Genomic DNA, 24,593 nt, shown 5'->3' on the forward strand with positions numbered 1-24,593 from the left:
ATAGCATAAATACGGGAAAACCGATTCCTTTTACTGTAAAAATGAAAAAATCGGACCAAAATTGGTCCGATTTTACTTATTCTGCATTTTCCTTTGCCAACCGCTCACGCTCCAATCGCAATTTCCGATTGGGATTGAGCTTGTTGAACAATTCTTCTAATTTTTCAGCATTCCAAACATCTGCTGCCGAAACAAAATTTCCATCCTTATCCTTGAAGGATATCGGCTTATCACCCATAAAAACCTCCAATTTTTTGATGCATTGAATTTCAATGCTTCTTGACTATTTATCAGCCTTTGCTCTTCGCTCTCGGCTTTTTAGGCTCGGGCTTCAATGGTCGCTTTCGTATTTCAAGGCAACCAGTTGATACAGTTTGTCATCAGATGAGCTTACAATAGAGTTTCTTGATCACTCCAAACTAACTTAGCGGACAAGTTACTACATGGAGTACAGGCAGTCGATACTACTGGCTGTACGCAATTAGTAAGGTTGATAGGTAGTCCTCCATAGCGGCTACCGTACTACATCAAGTCCTTTAGGACTTAGATGTGATTCCAAAGTTACGACACGGAACCCAAATGGTCGATACTACCATTTGGGTGAAGTTAGTAAGGTAGCTAGCCAAGGTCCCCTAGGACTTGGCGTAGTTTGACTAGCAAGTTAACTTGCAGTCAAACTGCTTACATCACTTTCGAATTTTCGAGCTCGGGCTGATACAGTCGATCCCCAGACTTCCTCGCTTTCGAATTTTCAGGCTCGGGCTGAAAAAGTCCACTGGACTTTTTCACTAATCAACAAACTCAAATTCGAACTTGCCGATACGGACGGTATCTCCGTCTTTAGCACCGCGCGCACGCAGGGCTTCGTCAACTCCCATTCCACGCAATTGGCGGGCGAATTTCATGACAGATTCATCACGGTCAAAGTTGGTCATGGTGAAGAGTTTTTCGAGCTTGTCACCGGATAGAATCCAGCTAGCATCATCTGCACGGTTGATGTCAAATTCTGGCTCATCTGGATTAAAGCCGTAGTAAGCCTCTTCTTCTTGGAAATCTGATTCATCATAAAGCAAGAATTCTGGTGTTTTCTCTAGCAATTCCGCTGTTGCCTCCAAGAGATTTTCCAAACCTTGGTGGGCAATCCCTGAAATTGGGAAAATCTGTGGCAGTTCGTCAAACTCGTCATAGTTGTCTGCCAATTTTTTCTTAAATTCTTTCAGATTGTCAGCTGCTTCCGGCATGTCCATCTTATTGGCAACAATAATCTGTGGACGTTCCATGAGACGAAGATTGTAGGTTTCCAATTCATTGTTGATGGCTACATAGTCCTCATAAGGATCACGACCTTCACTTGCTGACATATCCAAGACATGCAAGATAACACGTGTCCGCTCGATGTGGCGAAGGAATTGGGTACCTAGACCGACACCTTGACTAGCCCCTTCAATCAAACCTGGTAAGTCTGCAACAGCAAATGACTCGCCAGATTTAGTCCGAACCATACCCAAATTTGGCACAATGGTTGTAAAGTGGTAGGCACCAATTTTGGGCTTAGCTGCCGTAATGACACTAAGAAGGGTTGATTTTCCAACGGATGGAAAACCAACAAGACCAACATCAGCTAGCACTTTTAATTCCAATTCTAATTGACGCTCTTCACCTGGTTCCCCGTTTTCAGAAATTTCTGGAGCAGGATTTTTTGGTGTCGCAAAACGGATATTTCCACGACCACCACGACCTCCATGGGCAATAATAAATTCTTGGCCATGCTCTACCAAGTCCGTAATAACTTTTCCTGTTTCTGCATCACGGACAGTTGTTCCTTGAGGAACACGAACCACCATATCATCTGCTCCACGGCCATGCATGCCCTTGGTCATCCCTTTTTCACCATCATCAGCTTTAAAACGACGATTGTAACGGAAATCCATGAGGGTACGCAAGCCTTCGTCAACAACAAAGACGACATTACCACCACGACCACCGTCACCGCCCCAAGGACCGCCGTTTGGGACATATTTTTCACGGCGAAAGGCTACCATGCCATCGCCACCCTTACCAGCCTTGACTGTAATCTTGGCCGTATCTAAAAACATACTCATAAAAAACCTATTCTTTCTGTCAAAAAGACGCTATACAGCGCCTTTTTAATTCATCAGTGCATTGACTGCTGGGAAAATCAGACCAGCAAGTGTAGCGATAACCATTAATAGAACGATAATTAAGGTTATTTTCTCAAAAGCTGTCTTTTTGTGTTTTTCTTCACCGAAAGCCATTTCTACGCTCCTTATTCAGTCATTGATAGTTTATTTTACCACAATTTTGCTCCTTTTTCAATTGTCATCTTTTGGAGCCAAACTTTCCTTAACCTTCTCCGCCACCTTATACGGCACTCCTGCTTCTGCGATTTCCTGTAAACTTGCTGACTGGATATTGCCAATAGACTTGAAATGCTTCATCAAAGCCTGTTTGCGTTTTGGTCCCAAGCCTTCTATGCCGTCCAATTTGGAAGAGAAGGAATTTTTTGAGCGGACCTGACGGTGAAACTCAATAGCAAAGCGGTGAACTTCATCTTGTATCCGATGCAGGAGGAAAAATTCCTGAGAATTACGGGGCAACTCAACTACTTCCAGCGGATTGCCAAAAAGCAACTCGTGGGTCTGGTGCTTGTCATTCTTCTGTAAACCTGCAATGGGAATGGACATCCCCAACTCCTGCTCGATGACCTGCTTGGCAACATTGACCTGCCCCTGACCACCGTCAATGATAATCAAATCAGGCGGTGTCAAACCGTCCCGCAGCACCCGACTGTACCGCCGCTGCAAAACTTCTCGCATGGATGCATAATCATCTGGCCCCTCCACCGTCTTAATCTTATACTTGCGGTATTCCTTTTTATTAGGCACCCCATTTTCAAAGACCACCATAGCCGACACAGGACTGGTCCCCATGATGTTGGAGTTGTCAAAAGCCTCAATCCGCACAGGCGTCGGAATCCCCAAAAGCTGACCGATATTCTCCACAGCACCGTAGGTCTTCTCCAGATTTTTCTCCAAGAGATTAAACTTCTGCTCCAGACTAACACGCGCATTCTTGGTTGCCAGATTGATGAGTTGCTTCTTCTCGCCACGCTGAGGCTTAAGCACCTTGGTATCCACCAGGGCTTCTACTGCTTCTTGGTCAATATCCTGCGGTATCAAGATCTCTGAGGGAATTAAATGTTGCTGGTCCCTGTAAAACTGACCGATGTAGGTCAAAAAGTCTTCGTCCGCATCATTATAGTATGGGAAAAGATTGACATTCCGCTCAATCAGTTTCCCCTGCCGAACAAAGAAAACCTGTACACACATCCAGCCCTTGTCCACATAGTAGCCAAAGACATCCCGATTCTGCAAATCATGGGCCATCACACGTTGTTTGGTCCGCAGGGTGGAAATGGATTGCAGGACATCACGGTATTCTGCAGCCTTTTCAAACTCCAGATTGCCAGCAGCTGCCTTCATCTTGTCCTGGACTTCCTTGACAATCTTATCATCATGACCTGTCAAAAACTGGGCCACTTCCTTAGCCATCTTGTCATAGTCAGACAGGCTGGGCATATTTTCTCCATGAGCCAAACATTGCCCCAAATGATAATAAAGACAATACTTGTTCTCAGGCAATTTACATTTGCGGAAAGGATAAAGGCGTTCCAGCAATTTGAGGGTCTGATTGGCCGCCCCCACATCTGGATAGGGACCGAAATACTGACCGCCGTCCTTCTTAATCTGCCGTGTAATGATCAGCCGTGGGTGGCGTTCCTTTGTAATCTTGATAAAGGGATAGGACTTGTCATCCTTGAGCATGATGTTATAGCGAGGCTTGTTTTCCTGAATCAGATTGATTTCCAGCAAGAGGGCCTCGATATTAGAATCCGTTACGATAAATTCAAAATCGGCAATTTCAGATACCAGGGCCTCTGTCTTGGTATCATGGGCACCTCGAAAATAAGACCGCACCCGATTGCGCAGGTTTTTGGCCTTGCCCACATAGATAATCTTTCCGTACTTGTTTTTATGGAGGTAGCAACCCGGACTGTCCGGAAGCAGCTCCAGCTTGTGCTTGATTAAATCGTTCATAAGTTACATTATAACAAAAAATGAGCAGGGAAGACTGTCCCAACTCATCTACATCCCTTTATTTTTGAACCTGCCAACGTTTGGCTTTTTTCAGCATAAATGGGTAAGAAGCTTTCATCAAGAATTTTACAAAACCATTTCCTTGACCGTTTGAAATCGCATTTTTTCCTTTAGCAACCATCTGTTCAAAACTGATATCAGGCTCCAAAAAAGCCCCCTTGGCATAACAATAAGAACAATAGCTTGTAGACTGACTTCCATCTGCCTCAGTTCCTCTCACATCTTGGCCGTGTAGATTGAGGGGCATGGCACAGGATTGACAAAATTTTTCCATAACTATCTCCTTTTGGCTATTGGTCTAGTATAGCATTTTCCAAAAAATCTGCAAGAAGTTTGCCGTAAGAAATCCAGTCTCTATGATATAATAAAGGCTATGAATTCAACACAGCTCGGAGATTTACTCCACTTAAAACCCTACCACCATTATTATTCCATTCCCGTCATCCAACTGAACCACCAAGAGTCTGGATACCTTGTTCTCTTCCAAGATGACAACCAATTACAATTGGTCAATCATTTGGCAGATAATGGTCGAACCCAGTCCTTTAAAAAGGCTAGTATTTTTTCATTGGAAGAACTTCTTTTGGAGTTAGGGGCCATCCCACTAGATTGTCTACATCAAATTCTTATCCTCCAAGCTCCTCGAGACAAGCAGCAAACAACAGATAAACCGCTGCAATTAAAAGAAGTTTTTCAAACATATCAAAAGTCTGATCAGGTCTTGTCTTTTCTGAAACAAAGCCCCAAAACAGCTTATGAATTGGCGAACTTGGAGGCTGAGGAAGAACGAATTCGCCTTGCCAATCAGACCTATGACCCTTTTCGCTCAACCGTTCGACAGGAGAATCGCCATCCATCAGAACCCAAGATGGACATTGTATCCGATAAGGAATATAAGCATTTAACGGATTTTCATCCCTTCATCCAATCTCAAAGGGGCAATGTATACAAGGTTCCGGTTGACTACTTGGATCCTGATAAACAAACAACTGTCACCATTGACATCATGGGCTGGTATTTTTACAAAAAGCAATTGAAAATTCGTTGGAGACCTCGTCATACCCGTAAAGGACGCTGGCGTTCTTCCCTCGTTTCGGTCGATAAAAAAACTGGCTCCTACTTCTTTCAAGGGGAACTCTATAAAAAAGGAAATCATCCAATATTTTTGCACTCCATGTCCTTCAATAAAGGGATTCCAACCAATTTCCAAGAACAGTTTCATGCTAATTTTCACCACTTCCAATCCATCATTGAAGACCAAAAGAAGAAAGCTCTTTTGCGCATCTATTCTTTTGGAAAATAAGAAAAAAGCCTCTTGCAGCATCCGTAACGGATAGCAAGAGGTTATTTTTATACTCGAGTCTTCAATTTCTCAACAAAGAGATAGGCTGCAGGACAAGTGAGCGTGTTCTTCATCGTCAGATGGTTGATCTGGTAGATCTTTTTGCGGTCCGTATGAGGAAATTCTCGACAGGCCTTAGGACGTACATCATAAATTGAACAGAGATTATCGCCACCTAAAAATGGACAGGGCATCGATTTAAAAACCTTGTCATTGTCTTCATCGACCCTCAAGTACATTTCCTCAAAAGCAGGTAGTCGCATCTTAAAATACTTGGCAATTCGTGTAATATCCGCCTCCGTAAAAAGAGGACCTAAGGTCTTACAGCAATTGGCACAGGCAGTACAGTCAATTTCATTAAACACTTCCGTATGAACTTGCTGCACAATTTTGTCCAAATTTTTCGGTGGTTTCTTCTTCAAGGAAGCCAAAAATTTACGATGTTCAGCTTGTTTTTGCAAGGCAAGCTGATGGTATTTTTCTAAATCAATTTCTTGTTTCATAGGACTAGTATAGCATAGTTTAGTAGCGATTGGCCTTGATAATATAGGCATACAGCAACCAAATAATCAAATAAAGAACCATGCCGATAGGTACAATCGGAAAGAGAGGGAGGAGGATAAGTGATAAAAAGGTCAACAAGCCAAGTGTTTTCAACTTCAAACTTCTCTCATCTCTTGCCACCTGCCGATTCCAGTCATCGACAAATGCCTGCGCCTGTTCGGTCTGCTTCTTCAACAGTTGAGCCAACAGCTCAATCCTTTCCGGATCTTCTTCTTGAATCATAGCAATCAAAATATCATTGATTCGATTTTTGTTGGCCTCATGCTGGGTTACTGTTGCCTGGTATTGAGCATTTGCTACTATTGTCTGCTGTACCTGGCTTAATTTTTGATTCAATAACTGACGGTCTTTCGAACTAAGCATCTTCTTCTTCGCACCATTTTCTTTTCGGTTTATTTTAAAAATAGCAGAGCAGTCAAGACTGCCTGCTTACTATATACTAGTTTATCATATGATCGATTGAAAATGGAAGTATTGCATGTCATTTCTTTTCTTGAAAGTAAGTAACTGTTTTTCTGTGACTAATTTTATATTTTTAAATCTGAAAATTATCTCAGAGAAGGTATTTTAAAAAATTAAAACAAGCAAAACTAGTTTATTTCCTATATTATAAATTTAAAAATTAGTAAAAAACTTTATTATCCTATATTCTAAAATTTAAAATTAGCAAAAAACTTTGTTTACCATGTTATAAATGTTTTTTGTTCGTAAACTCCTTGCTTTTATTCAACTTTTAATTAAGTGAACATATCAGACATTCGATTTGCATCACAATTTAGAAAGGCTCTTCTAGATTGTAATAAAAACATGATAAAAAGGTCCACTGGACCTTAATTCGCTTTCCGTTTTTCAAGCTCATGCATTTCCAGGCTCGGGCTGAAACAGTCTATTCCTAGACTGTTTCACTCCACTGGACCTTAATTCACTTCTTTATTTTTTATCATCTTCATCCATGCTGAGGACACTGAGGAAAGCTTCTTGTGGTACTTCTACCGATCCGATTGCCTTCATTCGTTTCTTACCAGCTTTTTGTTTTTCTAGGAGTTTGCGTTTACGGGAAACGTCACCACCATAACACTTGGCCAAAACGTTTTTGCGAAGGGCCTTGATGTCGCTACGGGCAACGATTTTCTGACCGATAGCAGCTTGGATTGGCACTTCAAACTGTTGACGAGGAATGATTTTCTTGAGTTTGTCTACGATAATTTTCCCACGTTCATAGGCAAATTCTTTGTGGACGATAAAGCTGAGAGCATCGACCTTATCACCATTGAGGAGAATATCCATTTTCACCAACTTGGATGAACGGTATTCCGAAATCTCATAGTCGAAGCTGGCATAACCACGAGTAGATGACTTAAGCTTGTCAAAGAAGTCAAAGACAATCTCCGCAAGTGGAATTTGGTAGATAACATTGACACGGTTATCATCAATATAATCCATAGTCACAAAGTCACCACGTTTCCGCTGAGCCAATTCCATGACCGCACCGACATACTCCTGCGGTACCATGATTTGTGCTTTAACGTAAGGCTCTTCGATATTGGCAATTTTGGTTGGGTCTGGGAATTCGGACGGGTTGGCTACATCAATCATTTCACCGTCCGTCATGTTGACATGGTAAACCACCGACGGTGCTGTCATGATGAGGTCAATGTTAAATTCGCGCTCAATCCGTTCTTGAATAACATCCATGTGCAAGAGGCCCAAGAATCCACAACGGAAACCAAAGCCGAGGGCCTGCGATGTTTCAGGTTCGAACTGCAAGCTGGCATCGTTGAGCTGGAGCTTTTCCAAGGCTTCACGGAGGTCATTGTACTTGTTGGAATCAATTGGATAGATACCCGCAAAGACCATTGGGTTCATCTGTTTGTAGCCTGCGAGTGGCTCGCTAGCAGGATTTTCCGCCAAGGTCACTGTATCACCGACACGGGTATCTGCAACGGTCTTGATGGAAGCTGCGATATAGCCAACATCTCCAACTGCTAGGAAATCACGGCCAATAGCTTTTGGCGTAAAAATTCCGACCTCTGTTACATCGAAGGTCTTGCCATTGCTCATCATTTGAATGGTATCGCCAGGTTTCACGACACCATTGACGATACGGACTTGGAGGATAACCCCACGATAAGGATCATAGACAGAGTCAAAAATCAAGGCTTGTAATGGAGCTTCGACATCGCCAGTCGGTGCTGGGACCTTCTCCACGATCTGTTCCAAGATTTCCTCGATACCAATACCTGCCTTAGCTGATGTTGGCACTGCTTCTGATGCATCCAAACCAATCACATCTTCGATTTCCTGACGAACACGCTCTGGGTCTGCTGCTGGTAGGTCAATCTTGTTAATGATAGGCAAGATTTCTAAGTCATTGTCAAGGGCCAGATAAACGTTGGCCAAGGTCTGTGCTTCAATCCCCTGAGCAGCATCCACCACTAGAATCGCACCCTCACAGGCCGCAAGAGAACGTGATACTTCATAGGTAAAGTCCACGTGTCCTGGTGTGTCAATCAAGTGGAAAATATAAGTCTCTCCATCTTTAGCTGTATAGTTGAGTTCGATAGCATTCAGTTTAATAGTGATACCACGCTCACGCTCCAAATCCATACTATCCAGCAACTGAGCTTGCATTTCACGGCTGGAAACTGTTTCTGTCTTCTCAAGAATACGGTCAGCCAAGGTTGATTTACCATGGTCAATGTGGGCAATGATGGAGAAATTACGAATTTTCTCCTGTCGTTTTTTCAAATCTTCTAAATTCATGTTTCTTCCTCTACAAGGGTATTACTCTTTATTATATCAGAAATACCAAGAACTTGCCATAAGAAAAACACCTAGAAAACTAGGTGTCTGCTCTGCTATTTCCCCAACCAAAGACCAATCTCACGTTCGGCCGCTTCTGCACTATCGGAGCCGTGAACGACATTGGCAACAATGCCATCAACCGGTGCTGTCGCAAAATCTCCACGAATAGTTCCTGGCAAGGCTTGATGGGGATTGGTTGCACCCATCATATCTCGCCAAGATTTGATAACCTCTGGTCCAGTTAGAATTCCTGCAATCACAGGTCCACTTGTCATATACTGAACCAAAAGCGGAAAGAATGGCTTGTCTGCCAAATGCTCGTAATGCTGCGCAATCAACTCTGGACTGGCAGTCATCATGCTAAGGGCTTCTAGTTTAAAGCCACGTCGCTCGATTCGTTCAATCACCTGACCAACTAAGCCACGCGCAACTGCATCAGGCTTTATGATAAAAAAAGTCCGTTCCATCTTTTCCCCCTTTAAAAAACATGAACAACTTGAATGGTTTCTCCACCCAACAAAATCAAATGACAGTCAACTCGCTCTATCTTGTAGGCTTTTTTTAATGCCTCCGCATAGAGTTGCATCTGTGAGTAATAGCGTTTCCGTAAAAGACTCGGCTGATCATACTGGTCTGTCTTATAGTCAAACAGAACGATGTGATCCTCGTACAGTAAGTAGCCATCGATAATCCCACGAAGGACAAATTGTTCCTGTGATAAAGGATCTGTCTGCAAACTTGCAAACGGTGCTTCTCGATGAAGTTTGTCCGTATTGGCTAGAATTTCTCTTCCTAAGTCTGTATCAAAGAACTCTAAAATCATCTGAACATTGATTTTATCTTTAACCGCTTGCTCAGCATGAACAGCTTCTAGGGCTTCTCTTACCGTATCTTCTGTCACCAACCACGACAAGTCCAAACGTTGCATGAGTTCATGGACTGCTGAACCGACTTGGGCTCCAGTAATTTTTGGCTTCTTGGAGAAATCTGGCAAGTTGAAGGTTCGTTTTGGCTGGTATTTTTCCATAACTTCCATGCCTTCTTGTTCCAAGACAGGCTCATAGAGTTTCTTGATTTGACTTGGAGTGCGTAAACTTGGTAATTCAATAGCAGCCTTATAGCGGGTATTCAACTCTTGGACAGAAGATAATTGGTCCAAGGCCTGGGTAATGTCTTCTGATTGACGAATATCTTTAAGACTGGCGTCTTCTAGCTTACTCCTCAATGTGAGTTTACCAATCTTCTCCTCTGTCAAATCCTCATCCGTCACAAAGACTTTCTTGAAGTGCAAGTCTTCTCCTGAAAAAGCCTCATCAATGGCTAGAATCCAGTCTTGGAAGGTCGCCATACTTTCACGAGTTGATTGGGCAAGTACCCCATCTTCCTTCTTGCCATCGTATTTTTCAGCTAACTTGTCAGCATTGCCCTTTCCAACCAGATACAGCTTCTTCTCAGCACGCGTTAGTGCAACATAAAGCAACCGCATTTGTTCTGAAAGATTAGCGATTTTTAGCTCTTGGAGATTCTTTTGATAAGGCAGGGTGTTCATTAAGACTCGTACCTGAGGTAATGGGCTATTTACCTTATCTTTCATATCCGCTAAATATTGGATACCTAGACCATTTTTCCGGCTGATGATGACTGACTGGTAATGGTCTTCCAAGTTGAATCGCTTATCGATGTTCATGAGGAAGACATACTTGAACTCCAAACCTTTTGACTTGTGGATAGTCATAAGCTGTACAGCATTTTGCGGTAGAAACTCTTGTACATCTGCCAAATCCTTATCATTTGCTAAGGCACGGTCAATCATGGCAATGAAGCGGGACAAGCCCTTATAGCCTGTTTTTTCAAACTGGTTGGCACGCAGACCTAGTGCATATAGATTAGCCTGACGCTTGCTGCCATTTGGAAGAGCACCGACATAGTCATAGTAGAATTTTTCATTGAAAATCTTCCAGATCAGGTCATAAATAGAATGCAGTTTGGCATAGGCACGCCAGTTTTCCAAAATAGACAAGAAATCCTTGATTTTCTTCTTCAACTCTCCTGACATAAGTTCAGGATGTTGCCCACTTGCTTGTTGGGCTACTTCCATTTTCTGGTAAAAGAAACCTGTCCCAACCTGCAAGGAAATCCGTGTCAGCTCATCCTCATCGAATCGGAACATAGGCGATTTAAGCAGTGCAACCAAGGCATAGTCATTGAGTGGATTATTGATAACCCGCAAGGTATCCAGCATAATCATGACTTCTAAAGATTGCAGATAGGAGGCTGCTCCGCCATCTGCCACAATAGGAATCCCATGTTTTTCAAAAATGGACATAATGAGGTCATTGTGCGTCCGTTTTTGCACCAAAAGAGTGATGTCCTTGAAGTTTGCTCCTTCTTCATTGTGAAGACGAATAATCTCTTTTGCAACGACTTCAATTTCACCAGCAGTCAGAGGTGTTTCCTCCTCAACATCCGTTGAAGAAGGTGCGCTCTCCTGCTGGTCGTAAATCAAGTATTCCATCTCATGCTTGGGCTGGGCAATTTTTTGACCAGGACTACCAGCCACTAGACTGTGGGTGTCATCATACTTGATTTCCCCTACTTGACGGTCCATCAGGCGCGTGAAAATAGCATTTGTTGCCTCCAAGACCTCAATCTGACTACGGAAATTTTCCTTGAGCAAAATCAATTTCCCAGCCTGAGGATTTGCCTGATACAGTTCAAATTTCTCTTGGAAAATCATCGGATCCGCCTGACGGAATCGATAGATGGACTGCTTAATGTCGCCCACCATAAAGCGGTTGTGACCGTTAGACAGCAGGTCCAGCATTCGCTCTTGGCTATGGTTGTTATCCTGGTACTCGTCCACCATGACTTCGTGGTATTTTTCTTGGAAAAACTGGCGGATGTCCGCATTTTCTTCTAAAATACGAATAGCGAAATGCCCAATATCGCCAAATTCAAAAGCTGCTTCCTTGATTTTGACATCCAGATAAGCCTGCGAAAAGTCTAGGACAAAATCACGTAGTAATGTAAGCAGTGGCAAAGCTTGAACCTGATAATCTTTCAGAAGGGTCAATTCATAAACTTCCTGCCCCAAATCTCTAAGTCCTGAGATAATCTGGCTCTTGCCAGCATTGTATTCTTCTTTAAAGGCTATCAAATGCTCATCTTTTGGTCGATTGGCATTGGTCAGGCCCTTGCCTCTGGACTGGTCATTGATGAGAAGGACTTTTTCAACCCGCTCCATCAAGTCCTTCTGGTCAAGACTATCTAAACCTGTCAACAAATCCAAGACTTCTTCCACATTGGCAAAATACTTGGCGGAACCAAAGTCATTTCTACCCCATTCCACATGGTAGCGAAAGAAATCTGCAGCTTGATAGAGCTTGTCTAACACTTTTTCCTTAAAGCCTTGCTCTAAGATCTGCTCTATACGCTCCTGACTGTACAAATCAGCTTGAACAGCCTGCTCTTTCAGCCATTTAGTTGGACTGCTCGTCGATTGACTAAAATCATGCACCTGATAAACAACCTGACGAAAACCACTGTTATCCTTACGGTTGCCCGAAAAATTGCGAACCAGTTTGCGGAATGCACCACTTTCATCCTCTTCAAGATAATCTGCAAAAAGCTGATCGAAAACCTCTTTTTTCAGACTCGCTTTTTCAGTCTCATCCTGTAAAATCCGAAACTGCGGAGAAATACCAAGGCTATAACCGTAGGTTGTGACCAATTTCTGCGTAAAGGAGTCCATGGTCCCAATATCCGCCTTGGTCAAATCCGCCAACTGGTCCGACAAATGCCGACGCAATTCCATATCGGTCGTCTCCGCAATGGTTTCATTGAGATTTTTCTCGATCCGCCCCTTCAACTCACCAGCCGCTTTGACTGTAAAGGTCGAGATAAAGAGCTGGTCGATTCCCACACCACGCTTCAACTTATCCAAAATCCGTTGAACCATAACGAAGGTCTTTCCTGACCCAGCCGATGCAGAGACCAGAACATTCTGACCGTGCGTGTAGATGGCTTCAATCTGCTCAGGTGTGCGTTTTTGTTGCTTATCAGAATTAGCTTCCGCCAGCTGCACAGCCTTGATTTCTTCCGCGCTTAAAAATTGTTCAAAAGCCATTAGTCCTGACCTCCTTTCATTCGTTCCATCCAATCTTGACGCTTGGCCTCTTTGACCAACCGCCGTGCCATGCCCATGTGCCGATCCGCCTCAAAACCAGTGATTGCCTTCAACTGCTCACCTGCCACCGAACGACCATCTTTGGTATAAGGGTTAATAGCAAAGCGACCATCCAGGATGTCCTTGGCAGCTTGTTTGTAGAGTTCTTGGTTGTGGTTCAATAAAACCGCAAACTCTTCTTCCGTGTAAAGTTGGTTACGAGTCTGATAAAAATGATTGAGACCTAGACTTCCCTCCTTCAAGAAAAGCCCCTTGTAAACCAAGCTCGTATTGGCAGCTCCTTCTAGCTGTTCTAAATTCTTCGTATCTTTTAACTTGATAATCGGGTCCTGCAAATGCAAATACATAGCCCCAAAAACTGGTTTATCCCTGGTTTCATCCAGCTCTTGTAAGGCTGCCAGGTAGGTCACCAACTGAGGTTTGAGACCATTGTAAAAATCCCCAACTGAAAAAGATTGGTCGCTGGACTTGTAATCCACAACACCGACAGCCTGATTGATTTGTAAGGTATCCAAGCGGTCAATTGTACCATTTACATGCACACTCTTGCCATTTTGAAGGTCAAAAACCAGCGCCTTATCCTGACGAAAACTCTTTTCCTGACCATCAATTTCAACCAAATCATTATCACGCAAAATGGTTGCACTGGAACGAGCAATCTTATCCAGCACCTCCTCCGTATAGCGAGCATCCGCATCTTGGTTATAAAACATAGCAAATTCTGCCTCGTCACGCGTATGCAGGATAGCCTTGTCCACTTTTTGATCAAAATCTAGCTCAGATTGATCCATGACCACTCGTTCAAAAATCCGATGCAAGAACAAACCATGCTGAAAGGCAGTAGGATGGATGGATTCTTGCTCCCGCAATCGCAGAACATTGCGGACAAAGTAAAGATATTGGTTATTGTAGAAATTGGTCAAGCTGGATGCAGAAAGATTGAGCGGCTTATCCTCTGGATATAAAGCAGCCAAGGTATCAGCTGCAAGCTGTTTAGAAGTAATTTCGCCAGTAATGGTCGGAATTTCAATGCCTTGCGACTCCAATTTCTTTTTCAAATGGCGAACCAATACTGTCCAGAAGGCCGTCTGCCCTTCCCATTCTTCATTATCAAGAGAAGGTCTTTCCGACTCAATCAAACGGGATAAAAGACTCTTGTAGTGACCGATGTCTTGCGGACTAAGTGTTTTCATCCTTCCACGTTCTTCGGATTTCAGCCCCATTTTTTGAAGAATCTTGATATAAGGGGAGAGACTATCTTCACCCTCGTTATAAATCTGAGGAGTCGAAATGACTAACTGTTCCGTCGCAGCATTCAGCAGAGACATCATGGCTGCATGGTTCTTCTTGATATTCTCTCGACTGACCAAATCAAAACGTGAAGAACTAGCCGAGACAAGATTGACTTTTTCCATCTCTTCTTCTGTCAAAAGACTGGTATTCTTGGCAACTTTTGGAAAATTGGACTGGCCCATTCCGATAGCATAAACATACTTAGCAGTGTGTGGCTCGATCAAATCATAGGATTTGACATTGACCACATCAACCGTTGCAGGAACAGTACGATAGTGACTGGACTGCATGCCTGCTTGAAGAAGGGCTAAAAAATCGTCCAAGCTTAACTTTTCTTGGGCAAAGAGTTGGTGAAAAGTCTCTAGCACCTGACAGAAACTTTTCCAGACCTGCTCTTCTTTTTCTTGCTCTACTTCGCTCAAATTTCGAGACATTTTTTCCATATTCTTTGGAAACTCAATTGCCTCCAAAAATGCTGTGAATTTTTCTAGCAAGCTGGCACCTGATTGGGGACCTACCTTAAACAAACTAAGAAGAGGCTCCATCACCTTGGAACGCAGGGGTTCCAAGACAGTCAAATCATAGACAAGTCGCTTCTCCTTGACAGTCTCAACATCGTAATCCGCTCTGCCATTGACCGAAAAAGCCCTCGAAAAAGCAGCCTGCCCCTTCATATCCGCAAAAAGGATGTAAGACTCAAATAGGTCCAGCTCCTTTTGGGAAATGCTGGCGTACAAACCAGATTTGAGGAGATTGAGCAAGTCTTCCGCTCGGAAACGATAGCGGCGCAAGCGCTCCAAGGACTCCACAAAATGGACCAGGGGATGATGACTCATCTCCTCTGCCTTACCGAAATAGTAAGGAATCTCATACTTGTCAAAAATCTTGCCAATCTGCAACTTGTAGCTATCTACATCACCCAAGAGCAACAAGATGTCTTTATAGCGAGCCCCTTGATGCACATGCTGACGAATTGCAGTCGCAACCTGCTCAACTTCTTCTTTTTGGTTGACGACTTCCCATAGTTGGATTTTTTCTTGGTCTGCTGGAGTCAACTCAAGTAAGGTTCCGCTATAATCATAAATCGACTCCATATTCTTTGAAAATTTACCAAGACTGTCCAGTTCAGGTTCTAAACCAATATATGAAATCTTTGTCTGGAATTGGGCTGATAACTGGCGCAAAAAGTCAACGTTAGCTTGATAAACATTACCTTCTATATAGGTCGCATTTACAGCTTTCTTGCTGGCATAGGCGCCGATTAGTATTTCTGCTACTCGACTGTTTAAGGCTGCCACAAAAGCTTCTTCTTCTGCGGAAAAACGTGAAAAACCATCGACAATCAAAACCATGTCTTTCAACTGCTGGTCCAATTGTCCAGACTCGATGACTTCTCTCAACTGTGCCAACCTTGTCTGGTGTTCATACCCTTCTTTGGACAAAATTTCAGTCACAGATAGGAAAATCTTTACCAAGTCTGCCTGCTTGTCTGGAGATCCCATTGCCTCCAAGTCTAAAATGGACATATTTGCCCGTTGCAACTCTTTGTATAAAGTGACCAGCTGTTGAACGAAACCAAAATCCTTCTGCAGCCGACCATAAACCTTTAGTTCCCCTTCTTGAAACTGTGACAAGACACGAAAGAATACCATGGCTAGTCCCAGGTCATCAATGCTGTGCCTCTCCTCGCTATCATTGATAACCAAATAACGCGCCAGCTGGGCAAAACGCGTCACCATAATAGCAAACGATGCTCCCTCTTCCAGATGGGATAAAACAGCCCGCTCCTTCTCGAAAGACAGAGAGTTAGGAGCTATGTAGAAAACCCGATAACCCTTATCTGCAAAGCCTTTTGCCTCATCTACCAATAAAGCTGTCAGGTTCTGTCGAATACCTGTATATACTAATTTCATATCTTACTCTCTTTACATTATCTTTCTTCTATTATATCAGAACTTGTCCAGGCATAAAAAAAGAAAAGGGAATTTCCCTTTTCTTTGATAGAAGATTAATCTTCCTTACGACGACGTTTGCCAGCAAGAACTAATGCTCCTGCAAGAAGTCCCAATCCAAGTGTTGAAGCAGCTGTTGTGCTTGTTTCACCTGTGCTTGGCAATTGTGCTGTTTGACGTGATGAACCTGGTACACCTGGAGTAGGTTTTGGAGTTCCTGGGTTTGGTGTGCCTGGCTCAGGAGTTCCTGGTTGTGGTGTTACAGGATTTGTAGGATTCGTAGGAATCTTACGGTAAACATGAATCGTATCTCCATTTGGAAGAGTGATTGTTTTACCTGTGTACTCATAACCTGGGATTGACTTGTTAGGTGTTGTACCCTCTTCTTGTGGTGCGATTGGGTTACCATTTTCGTCAACGTGGTTTGTCACAACTTTCTTAGCAGGTGTTTCAACCTTGCGGTAGATGTGAGTTGTGTTACCATCTGGATCTGTTACAGTCTTACCTGTGAACTCGTAGCCTGGGATTGACTTGTTAGGTGTTGTACCCTCTTCTTGCGGTGCAATTGGATTACCTTGTTCGTCAACGTGGTTTGTTACAACTTTCTTAGCAGGTGTTTCAACCTTGCGGTAGATGTGAGTTGTGTTACCATCTGGATCTGTTACAGTCTTACCTGTGAACTCGTAGCCTGGGATTGACTTGTTAGGTGTTGTACCCTCTTCTTGCGGTGCGATTGGGTTACCGTTTTCGTCAACGTGGTTTGTCACAACCTTCTTAGCAGGTGTTTCTACTTTACGGTAAACGTAAGTTACTTCAGTAGTCTTACCACCTACAACAGTACCAGTTTCAGAACCGTCTACACGAACGAGTTCATAAGTTGTACCATCCTCTGTAGTGATAGTATTTGGCTTGTTATCAGTTGTGTCGTAAGACTTACCTGCTGGAGCGTTTGTTTCGTCTTGAACAGGTGTCTTAATCACTGTACCGTCTTCAGTCACATAGTTAACAACAACGTTACCATTTTGAACGTAAGGAATTGGTGTATCTTTACCAGTTTCATCTGGAGTTGGTGGTACATAACCTTTACCTGGATCATTTGGATCTACCGGTTTCAATGGTGTATTGTCCTTAGGATCAACTGGTGTGTAACCTGGTACATGTGGGATTGATGGAACTTCACCATTTGTACCTGGTGTTGTTGGATCAATTGGCTTGTCAGGATTTGTTGGGTCAAATGGATAAGGAATTACTGGGTTAACTGGTGTTGGATTTTCCGGTGTTGACGGAATTTCTGGAATCCAGTTCGCAACCTTCTTATACACATAAGTGATTTCTGTTGTCTTACCACCTTCAACTGTACCATTTTCTGTACCAATTGTCTTAGATGGGATCAATACATAACGTGAACCATCTTCTGTAACAATCTCTGTTGGTTTGTTATCAGTTGTATCATAAGACTTACCTGCTGGAGCATTTGTTTCGTCTTGAACAGGTGTCTTAATCACTGTGCCATCTTCTGTTACATAATTAACAACAACATTACCGTTTTGAACATAAGGAATTGGTGTATCTTTACCAGTTTCATCTGGAGTTGGTGGTACATAACCTTTACCTGGATCATTTGGATCAACCGGTTTCAATGGCTCGTTGGTCTTAGGATCAACTGGTGTGAAACCTGGTACATGAGGGATTGATGGAACTTCACCATTTGTTCCTGGTGTTGTTGGATCAACCGGTTTATCAGGATTTGTTGGGTCAAATGGATAAGGAATTACTGGGTTAACTGGAGTTGGATTCTCTGGTGTTGCAGGAATTTGTGGGATCCAGTTAGCAACTTTCTGGTACTTGTAAGTAATGACAGTAGTACCTTCAGCAACTTCACCTGTTTCAGTAACGACATTACCATTTGGATCTACAGCAGTTGTCTTAGATGGAACCAATACATAACGTACACCGTCTTTAACGATTTCAGTTGGCTTGTCGCCTTCGTCAGTCGTATCGTACTTAGTACCTGTTGCAACAGCGTTCTCATCAAGAACTGGGTCTTTCAGAACGTTTGATTCGTTACCAGCTTCAACATAACGGATAACAACAGAACCTGTCTTCACATCTGGAGTTGGAGTAACAACCTTACGGTAAACGTAAGTAACAACTGTTTCACCTTCTACAACTGTACCATTTTCAGAACCTTTTGTAAGGACTGGAACAAGCTCATAAGTTGTACCGTCTTCAGTTGTGATTGTTGTTGGTTTGTTATCAGTTGTATCGTAAGCTGTACCTGTTGATGTAGATGGAGTATCTGTTACAGGAGCTTTGATAACGTTACCTTCAGTATCGATGTAGTTTACAACAACTGAGCCTTTCACTTCTTCGTAAACGTAAGTGACTTGCTTGTCTTCACCAGAAGTTACTGTACCGTTCTCGTCGCCTGTAGTTGCGCTTGGAACAAGTTTGTATGTCTTACCATCTTCTGTTGTGATAGTCGTTGGTTTGTTGTCTTCTGTTGAGTATGTCTTACCTGGTTCAGCGTTTTCTTCATCCTTAACTGGAGACTTGATCACTGTACCATCAGTAGTTACATAGTTAACGGTTACTGAACCTGCTGGCTCGTAAACGTAAGTGATTTCAGTAGTGCCTTCTACAACCTTACCAGTTTCAGTAGCTGAGGTAGCGTCTACTTCTTTGTAGTAGTAAACTGTGCCATCAGTTGCTGTAATCTTAGCTGGTTTGTTATCAGTTGTGTCGTAAGCAGTACCTGTTGAAGTTGTCTTGGTATCAACTACTTGTGGAGCGATCACTTCACCTGCAGTGTTTACATAGTTAACAACAACGTCACCCTTCACTTCTTCGTAAACATAGGTTACTTCAGTTACACCTGGAACAACATCGCCTGTTTCAGAACCTTTTGTAAGGCTTGGAACAAGTTTGTATGTCTTGCCGTCTGCAGTTGTGATTGTTTCTGGCTTAACATCTGTTGTATCGTATGGAGTACCTGTTGAAGTTTCTGGTGTATCTGTAACAGGTGCTTGGATAACTGTACCGTCAGTTGTTACGTAGTTAACGACAACTGAACCTTTCACTTCTTTGTAGACATAAGTTACTTCTGTTGTCTTACCTGCTTCAACAGTACCGTTTTCAGTACCTACAGTCGCAGTTGGAATCAATTCGTAAGTCTTACCATCTTCTGTAGTGATCGTTGTTGGTTTGTTATCTGTTGTGTTGTATTCAGTACCTGGTTTAGCGTTTGTTTCGTCGTTTACAGGTGTCTTGATAACTGTACCGTCTTCAGTGACGTAGTTAACTACGACATTACCTGCTTGCTCGTAAACATACTTAACAGTTGTAGTACCTTCAACCACATCGCCTGTTTCAGCTGCTGAGTCAGCTTTCACTTCTTTGTAGTAGTAAACTGTGCCGTCTGCTGCAGTGATTGTTTCTGGTTTGTTGTCAAGAGTTGAGTAAGCTGTACCTGTTGATGAAGCTGGTGTATCTTCAACATCAGTAGCGATCTTCTCGCCTGCAGTGTTGTAGTACTCAACAACAACGTTACCTTTCACTTCTTCGTAGATGTAAGTTACTTCTGTTGTCTTACCTGCTTCAACAGTACCGTTTTCGTTACCGATTGTTGCAGATGGAACAAGTTTGTATGTCTTACCATCTTCAGTTGTGATTGTTTCTGGCTTATTGTCAGTTGTGTTGTACTCTTTACCTGGTGCAGCGTTTGTTTCATCGTTTACTGGTGACTTGATAACTGTGCCGTCAGCAAGTGTGTAGTTCACAACAACGTTACCTGCTTTTTCATAAACGTAAGTAACTTCTGTTGTGCCTTCTACAACTGTTCCTGTTTCGTTTGAACCTGCTTGAACTTCTTTATAGTAGTAGACATCACCAGTCGAATCTTCAACAATTTTCTCTGGTTTGTTATCGGTTGTATCGTAAGCTGTGCCTGTTGATGTTGTTTTAGTATCTACGACTGGAGTTGCAATAACTTTTCCGTCAGTATTGACATAGTTAACAACAACATCGCCTTTCACTTCTTCGTAAACATATGTCACTTCAGTTACGCCTGGAACAACATCGCCTGTTTCAGAACCTTTTGTAAGGGCTGGAACAAGTTTGTATGTCTTGCCGTCTGCTGTTGTGATTGTTTCTGGCTTAACATCTGTTGTGTCATATGGAGTACCTGTTGAAGTTTCTGGTGTGTCTGTAACAGGTGCTTGGAGAACAGTTCCGTCAGTCGTTACGTAGTTAACAACAACTGAACCTTTCACTTCTTTGTAGACGTAAGTTACTTCTGTTGTCTTACCTGCTTCAACGTTACCAGTTTCGTTACCGATTGTTGCAGTTGGGATCAATTCGTAAGTCTTACCATCTTCTGTAGTGATAGTTGTTGGTTTGTTATCTGTTGTGTTGTATTCAGTACCTGGTTTAGCGTTGGTTTCGTCATTTACAGGTTGCTTAATAACTGTACCATCTTCTGCGATGTAGTTAACAACAACGTTACCAGCTTTTTCATAAACATATTGAACAGTTGTAGTTGTTTCTGCTACTTTACCAGTTGTTGGTGCAGAAGTATCCTTCACTTCTTTGTAGTAGTAAACTGTGCCATCTTCAGCAGTAATGGTTTCTGGACGGTTATCTTCGTCTGTGTTGTAGACTGTACCAACTGATGCGTCATTTGTATCTGTCACAGTCTTCGCAATGACATTACCTTCTGTATCGTAGTATTCAACAACAACGTCAGATTTCACTTCTTGGTAAACGTAAGTGACTTCTTTAGTTACGCCTGCTTCAACAGTACCTGTTGGAGTTGCGCCTGAAGCCAAGTTGCTGTCTGCTGCTACTGTACCGACTGGGTAGTCACCTGCTGGAACAAGAGCGTAGACTTTACCGTCTGCTGTTGTGATAGTAGCTGGTTTTTCAGTACCTTCAGCTGTGTTGTAGTCTGAACCTGGTTTGCCGTCTGTAGTATCCGCAACTGGTGCTTTCAATTCAGTACCATTTACGTCAACATACTTGATAACAACGTCACCAGCTTTTTCGTAAACGTAGGTTACTTCTGTAGTACCTTCTACGACTGTGCCAGTTTCTTTAGCTGCATCTTCAGGTTTGATTTCTTTATAGTAGTAAACATCGCCAGTAGCATCTTCAACGATTTTCTCTGGAACTTGGTCTGCTGTTGAGTAGTCAGTACCTACAAGAGCATCGTTTGTATCAACAACAGGAGTTGCGATGACTTTGCCGTCTGTGTTTACATAGTTAACGACAACATCTCCGTACTTAGGATTTGGAGTGTAGTAAACAACTTCGTTGATGTCCGCATCTGTCGCAGCTACTGTCTTAGGAATAACTGTTTCAGACATTGGCGCATCTACACCCTCAAGGGTTGTACGAGTTGCTGTGTAGTCTGTGATAGCTGGAATTTGGTTTCCGCTGAGTGTAGCCGTTGTATCTGCAGCCCATTCACCGTAAGTCACTTCACCAGTTACAAGGTTTACTTGAGCTGGACGAGTGAAGGTTACTGTTTCAGTCTTAACAAGTGGTGTACCTTCTGTAGAGTCTTTTGGCAATACATTGCCTGCAGCATCTACACGAACTGGTGTACCATCTTCATACTTGTACTCAACTGTACGAGTTACTTCTTGAGTTGTTTCCAAGTTTTGGACAGTCGCTGGCCATACTGGTGAGTTTGGATCTGTTGGATCGACTGGTTCACCTGGTACAGCAGTCTTAGGTACATCAACGACACGTGGCTTGATCACAACAAGGAATTCTTGCTTAACAGTTGTATCGTAGTCGTAGTCTTGACCAGCGGCTGTTGTGAAGTTGTCAGATACAAGCTCATAACCCAATTTCTTATACTTGTTAATAGTATCTTCTGTTGAGTAAGTGATGTCTGTACCTGGGTTACCTGTCAAGGTACCTGAATCTTCCAAGTAGTCTGTCGCACCTTCAACTTGGTAGCGGATGATGGCTTCTTGTGGAACTGGAGTATAAATATGTGTTGTTGTAGTGATTGTCTGAGCGTTGTTATTCAAACTGATAGTGTGAAGCATACCCTTCCAAGCAGCTGGACGAACGCCAAGTCCACCATTCTCAGTACCTGTATCAACTGTCCCAGTATTATCACGCATGTCATACTCAAATGTTACACGCGCTGGATTACCTACTGAATTAGGACGGAAACGAATAAAGGCTAATGTGCCATCTTGTTTCTCATTAAATTTAACATGGAACCATTGGCTTGTTGAAGTCAACTTGCTGAAATCTAGTTCCGCTGGATCAGTAATCAAGGTACCACGTACAGGAGTAGGTTGTTTATCAGGTTCTTGATTTGGATAAATTTTCTCTGTTGAAGCATCCACCCAGTAAACTTCATAACCAGAGTTTAAAAGACCTGCAAATGGCTTCAAGTTAGTATTGGTAGACCCAATAGGCATGTTATCTGTCTCAAGAATTGGTAAGAAACCATCGAGATTGGCATCTGTATAACTTTGTGTTCCAGTATAGTTTGGATCTGCTACATAGTAGGTTTTCTTGATAGTTCCATCTGTACCTACAGCTTCAACAATTGTCTTAAATTGTACAGCATTAGTCCCGAAACGAGTAACTTCTACATATGGCTCTGATGGCACCAAAACAACATTAGAGGTTGTTGTTGTAGTTTCTTTATATGTATAACCCGCAAATTCACGTTTTTCAGATGGAGTTGTATTCAAGTCTGGAGTTGTTAAGACAGTATAGGTCGCTAATTGTTGACCATCTTCAGTCTTGTAGACAGTTGTGTTAGTGATTGGACGGGTCAACTTTTGACTGACAGCACTCATAGTATTGTAAGCCCATTGAATACGAATGACACCAAACATATCTTCTGAATCATAGTCTGGATCATAAGTATAGACAAATGGATAACCTGCACCATGTGAAGTCTTATAGTAGTCAAATTCTACGGCGGTATTTGGCTCAACTTCTTTCGTTTCTACAACTGTACCGTCACTTGCAACCAATTCAACCAAAAGTTTTCCGTAAAGATTACTTGGTTTAACAGAAGTACGGAAGTATGCACCACCTGTTGATTTCCCTCCATTTTCTTTGAAAGGTGAATATACAGGTGCAACAGCATCAAAATAGGCAACTGGAGTGTATTGGACTGTTAAGTAATCTGCATTTTCAGTTGGTTTAAGTGTTCCACTCACTTTAGAAGTAACACTAGCTCCGTTTGGATCTGACATGTCAGGAGTTGCTGTTGTTCCTGTTTCAATTAACACACCTTCAGCATCACCAATGTTTTGCAAATTTGTAGATGTAGTTGCAAGCACAACTTGGATATCTTCTGTACCTAAGTATTTACGCAATTCCAATGCAAGTGCTTCTACACTAGAACGAACTGTATCGATTTGAGCATTCACTGCATCCAAAGTAGCTGCTGAATCATTCAATACTTGAGTTGATTCTGTAGCAACCAATTGAGTTGCAGCTGCAGCTGCAGCCAATGCAGATGTATCTGCAGATGAATCCGCAGCAACAAGGCGATTTCCTTCAGTAGCAAGTACTTCTGCTTCAGAGATAACTTGCTCAAGAACTACTTTTGCTTCTTCAACTGTTGTTGGAACAGCTGGTGTTACTGTAGCGACTTCAGTTGTTGCTGGAGTTTCTGTAGTTGTTTCAGTAGCTGCTACTGCCTCAGCAGGAGCAACTTCTGTTTTTTCTGTTGCTACAGGAGCAACTGTCACAGTAATGATGTTTTCCCCGTTTTCAGTTACTGTTTGTGTAACTGTAGCTGCTTGATCCGCTGCCAATTCATAGCCAGCAGGAACTGCAGCATTTACTGTAACGTCAGTTGATGCAAGCGCATCAGTTGTTGTAACAGATGCTGAAGCAACTGTAGCATTTACCAAGCTACCGTCTGCCAAAACATACTGAACAATATAAGATACTTCAACAGTACGTTCAGTTGCTGTGCTAGTTGAAGTTTCAGTTGCTGTTACTGCTTCTGTTGAAGCCGCAACACCTGTAGATGATGCTACTACCTCTGTACTAGTCGAACTTTGTACTGTAGTAGCTGCTGATGAATCGGCTGTTACTTCCTCAGCTTTTACTGCTTGTGCTCCGGTTGCCAAAGACAAACCAAGCAAAACACTCGCTGCGCCAAAATGATATTTGCGGATTGAGAAATGTTGTCTCATTCCATACCAATTGAATTTTTTCTTATTGGTTTTGCGCATATGTCCCCCCAAAAATATAAATGCTCAAACTTCTTCATTTGCCATATA

Annotated in this window: 13 protein-coding genes; 1 reads left to right on the plus strand and 12 read right to left on the minus strand. The window is 42.7% G+C overall.

Features of this window, described 5'->3' with window-relative positions:
- Positions 1–76: 76 nt before the first annotated feature.
- The 5 genes from JNG37_RS00560 to JNG37_RS00580 all read right to left on the minus strand — a co-directional run bounded on the left by JNG37_RS00560 (position 77) and on the right by JNG37_RS00580 (position 4,452).
- A complete protein-coding gene (locus JNG37_RS00560) occupies positions 77–238 on the minus strand; it encodes a hypothetical protein (protein WP_158454655.1) in 162 nt (53 codons plus the stop codon).
- 550 nt (positions 239–788) lie between these two features.
- Positions 789–2,102: a GTPase ObgE gene (gene obgE / locus JNG37_RS00565; RefSeq protein WP_158454653.1), complete on the minus strand. Its 1,314-nt coding sequence runs from the start codon at positions 2,100–2,102 to the stop codon at positions 789–791.
- 45 nt (positions 2,103–2,147) lie between these two features.
- The gene (locus tag JNG37_RS00570) at positions 2,148–2,276 is read right to left on the minus strand and encodes a DUF4044 domain-containing protein (RefSeq protein WP_158454651.1); all 129 of its coding nucleotides are present in this window, start codon (positions 2,274–2,276) and stop codon (positions 2,148–2,150) included.
- Positions 2,277–2,333: 57 nt separating this feature from the next.
- Positions 2,334–4,118 (minus strand): excinuclease ABC subunit UvrC, encoded by a 1,785-nt coding sequence (uvrC, locus tag JNG37_RS00575; protein ID WP_158454649.1) that lies wholly within the window; start codon positions 4,116–4,118, stop codon positions 2,334–2,336.
- 58 nt (positions 4,119–4,176) lie between these two features.
- On the minus strand, positions 4,177–4,452 hold the full coding sequence (locus JNG37_RS00580) for a zinc ribbon domain-containing protein (protein ID WP_158454647.1): 276 nt from the start codon (positions 4,450–4,452) through the stop codon (positions 4,177–4,179).
- 99 nt (positions 4,453–4,551) lie between these two features.
- Here JNG37_RS00580 and JNG37_RS00585 point away from each other — a divergent pair, with 99 nt between their 5' ends.
- Positions 4,552–5,481 (plus strand): hypothetical protein, encoded by a 930-nt coding sequence (locus JNG37_RS00585; RefSeq protein WP_158454645.1) that lies wholly within the window; start codon positions 4,552–4,554, stop codon positions 5,479–5,481.
- Between the two features lie 47 nt (positions 5,482–5,528).
- Here JNG37_RS00585 and JNG37_RS00590 read toward each other — a convergent pair whose 3' ends face one another.
- The 7 genes from JNG37_RS00590 to JNG37_RS00620 all read right to left on the minus strand — a co-directional run bounded on the left by JNG37_RS00590 (position 5,529) and on the right by JNG37_RS00620 (position 24,545).
- Positions 5,529–6,023 (minus strand): YkgJ family cysteine cluster protein, encoded by a 495-nt coding sequence (locus JNG37_RS00590; protein WP_158454643.1) that lies wholly within the window; start codon positions 6,021–6,023, stop codon positions 5,529–5,531.
- Positions 6,024–6,042: 19 nt separating this feature from the next.
- Positions 6,043–6,447 carry a hypothetical protein gene (locus JNG37_RS00595; RefSeq protein WP_158454641.1) on the minus strand — a complete coding sequence of 135 codons (405 nt, stop codon included), beginning with the start codon at positions 6,445–6,447 and terminating at the stop codon, positions 6,043–6,045.
- Between the two features lie 567 nt (positions 6,448–7,014).
- On the minus strand, positions 7,015–8,847 hold the full coding sequence (gene lepA, locus JNG37_RS00600; protein ID WP_158454639.1) for a translation elongation factor 4: 1,833 nt from the start codon (positions 8,845–8,847) through the stop codon (positions 7,015–7,017).
- Between the two features lie 95 nt (positions 8,848–8,942).
- Positions 8,943–9,356 (minus strand): nucleoside-diphosphate kinase, encoded by a 414-nt coding sequence (gene ndk / locus JNG37_RS00605; RefSeq protein ID WP_158454637.1) that lies wholly within the window; start codon positions 9,354–9,356, stop codon positions 8,943–8,945.
- 11 nt (positions 9,357–9,367) lie between these two features.
- A complete protein-coding gene (addA, locus tag JNG37_RS00610) occupies positions 9,368–13,015 on the minus strand; it encodes a helicase-exonuclease AddAB subunit AddA (protein ID WP_187321589.1) in 3,648 nt (1,215 codons plus the stop codon).
- Positions 13,015–16,281: an ATP-dependent nuclease subunit B gene (rexB, locus tag JNG37_RS00615; RefSeq protein ID WP_158454633.1), complete on the minus strand. Its 3,267-nt coding sequence runs from the start codon at positions 16,279–16,281 to the stop codon at positions 13,015–13,017. The genes addA and rexB overlap by 1 nt, the downstream gene beginning before the upstream one ends.
- A gap of 95 nt (positions 16,282–16,376) precedes the next feature.
- Complete coding sequence (locus JNG37_RS00620; protein WP_158454631.1) at positions 16,377–24,545, minus strand: MucBP domain-containing protein; 8,169 nt, start codon at positions 24,543–24,545, stop codon at positions 16,377–16,379.
- Positions 24,546–24,593 lie beyond the last annotated feature (48 nt).

Source organism: Streptococcus suis (genome assembly GCF_016775005.1).
GTDB lineage: Bacteria > Bacillota > Bacilli > Lactobacillales > Streptococcaceae > Streptococcus > Streptococcus suivaginalis.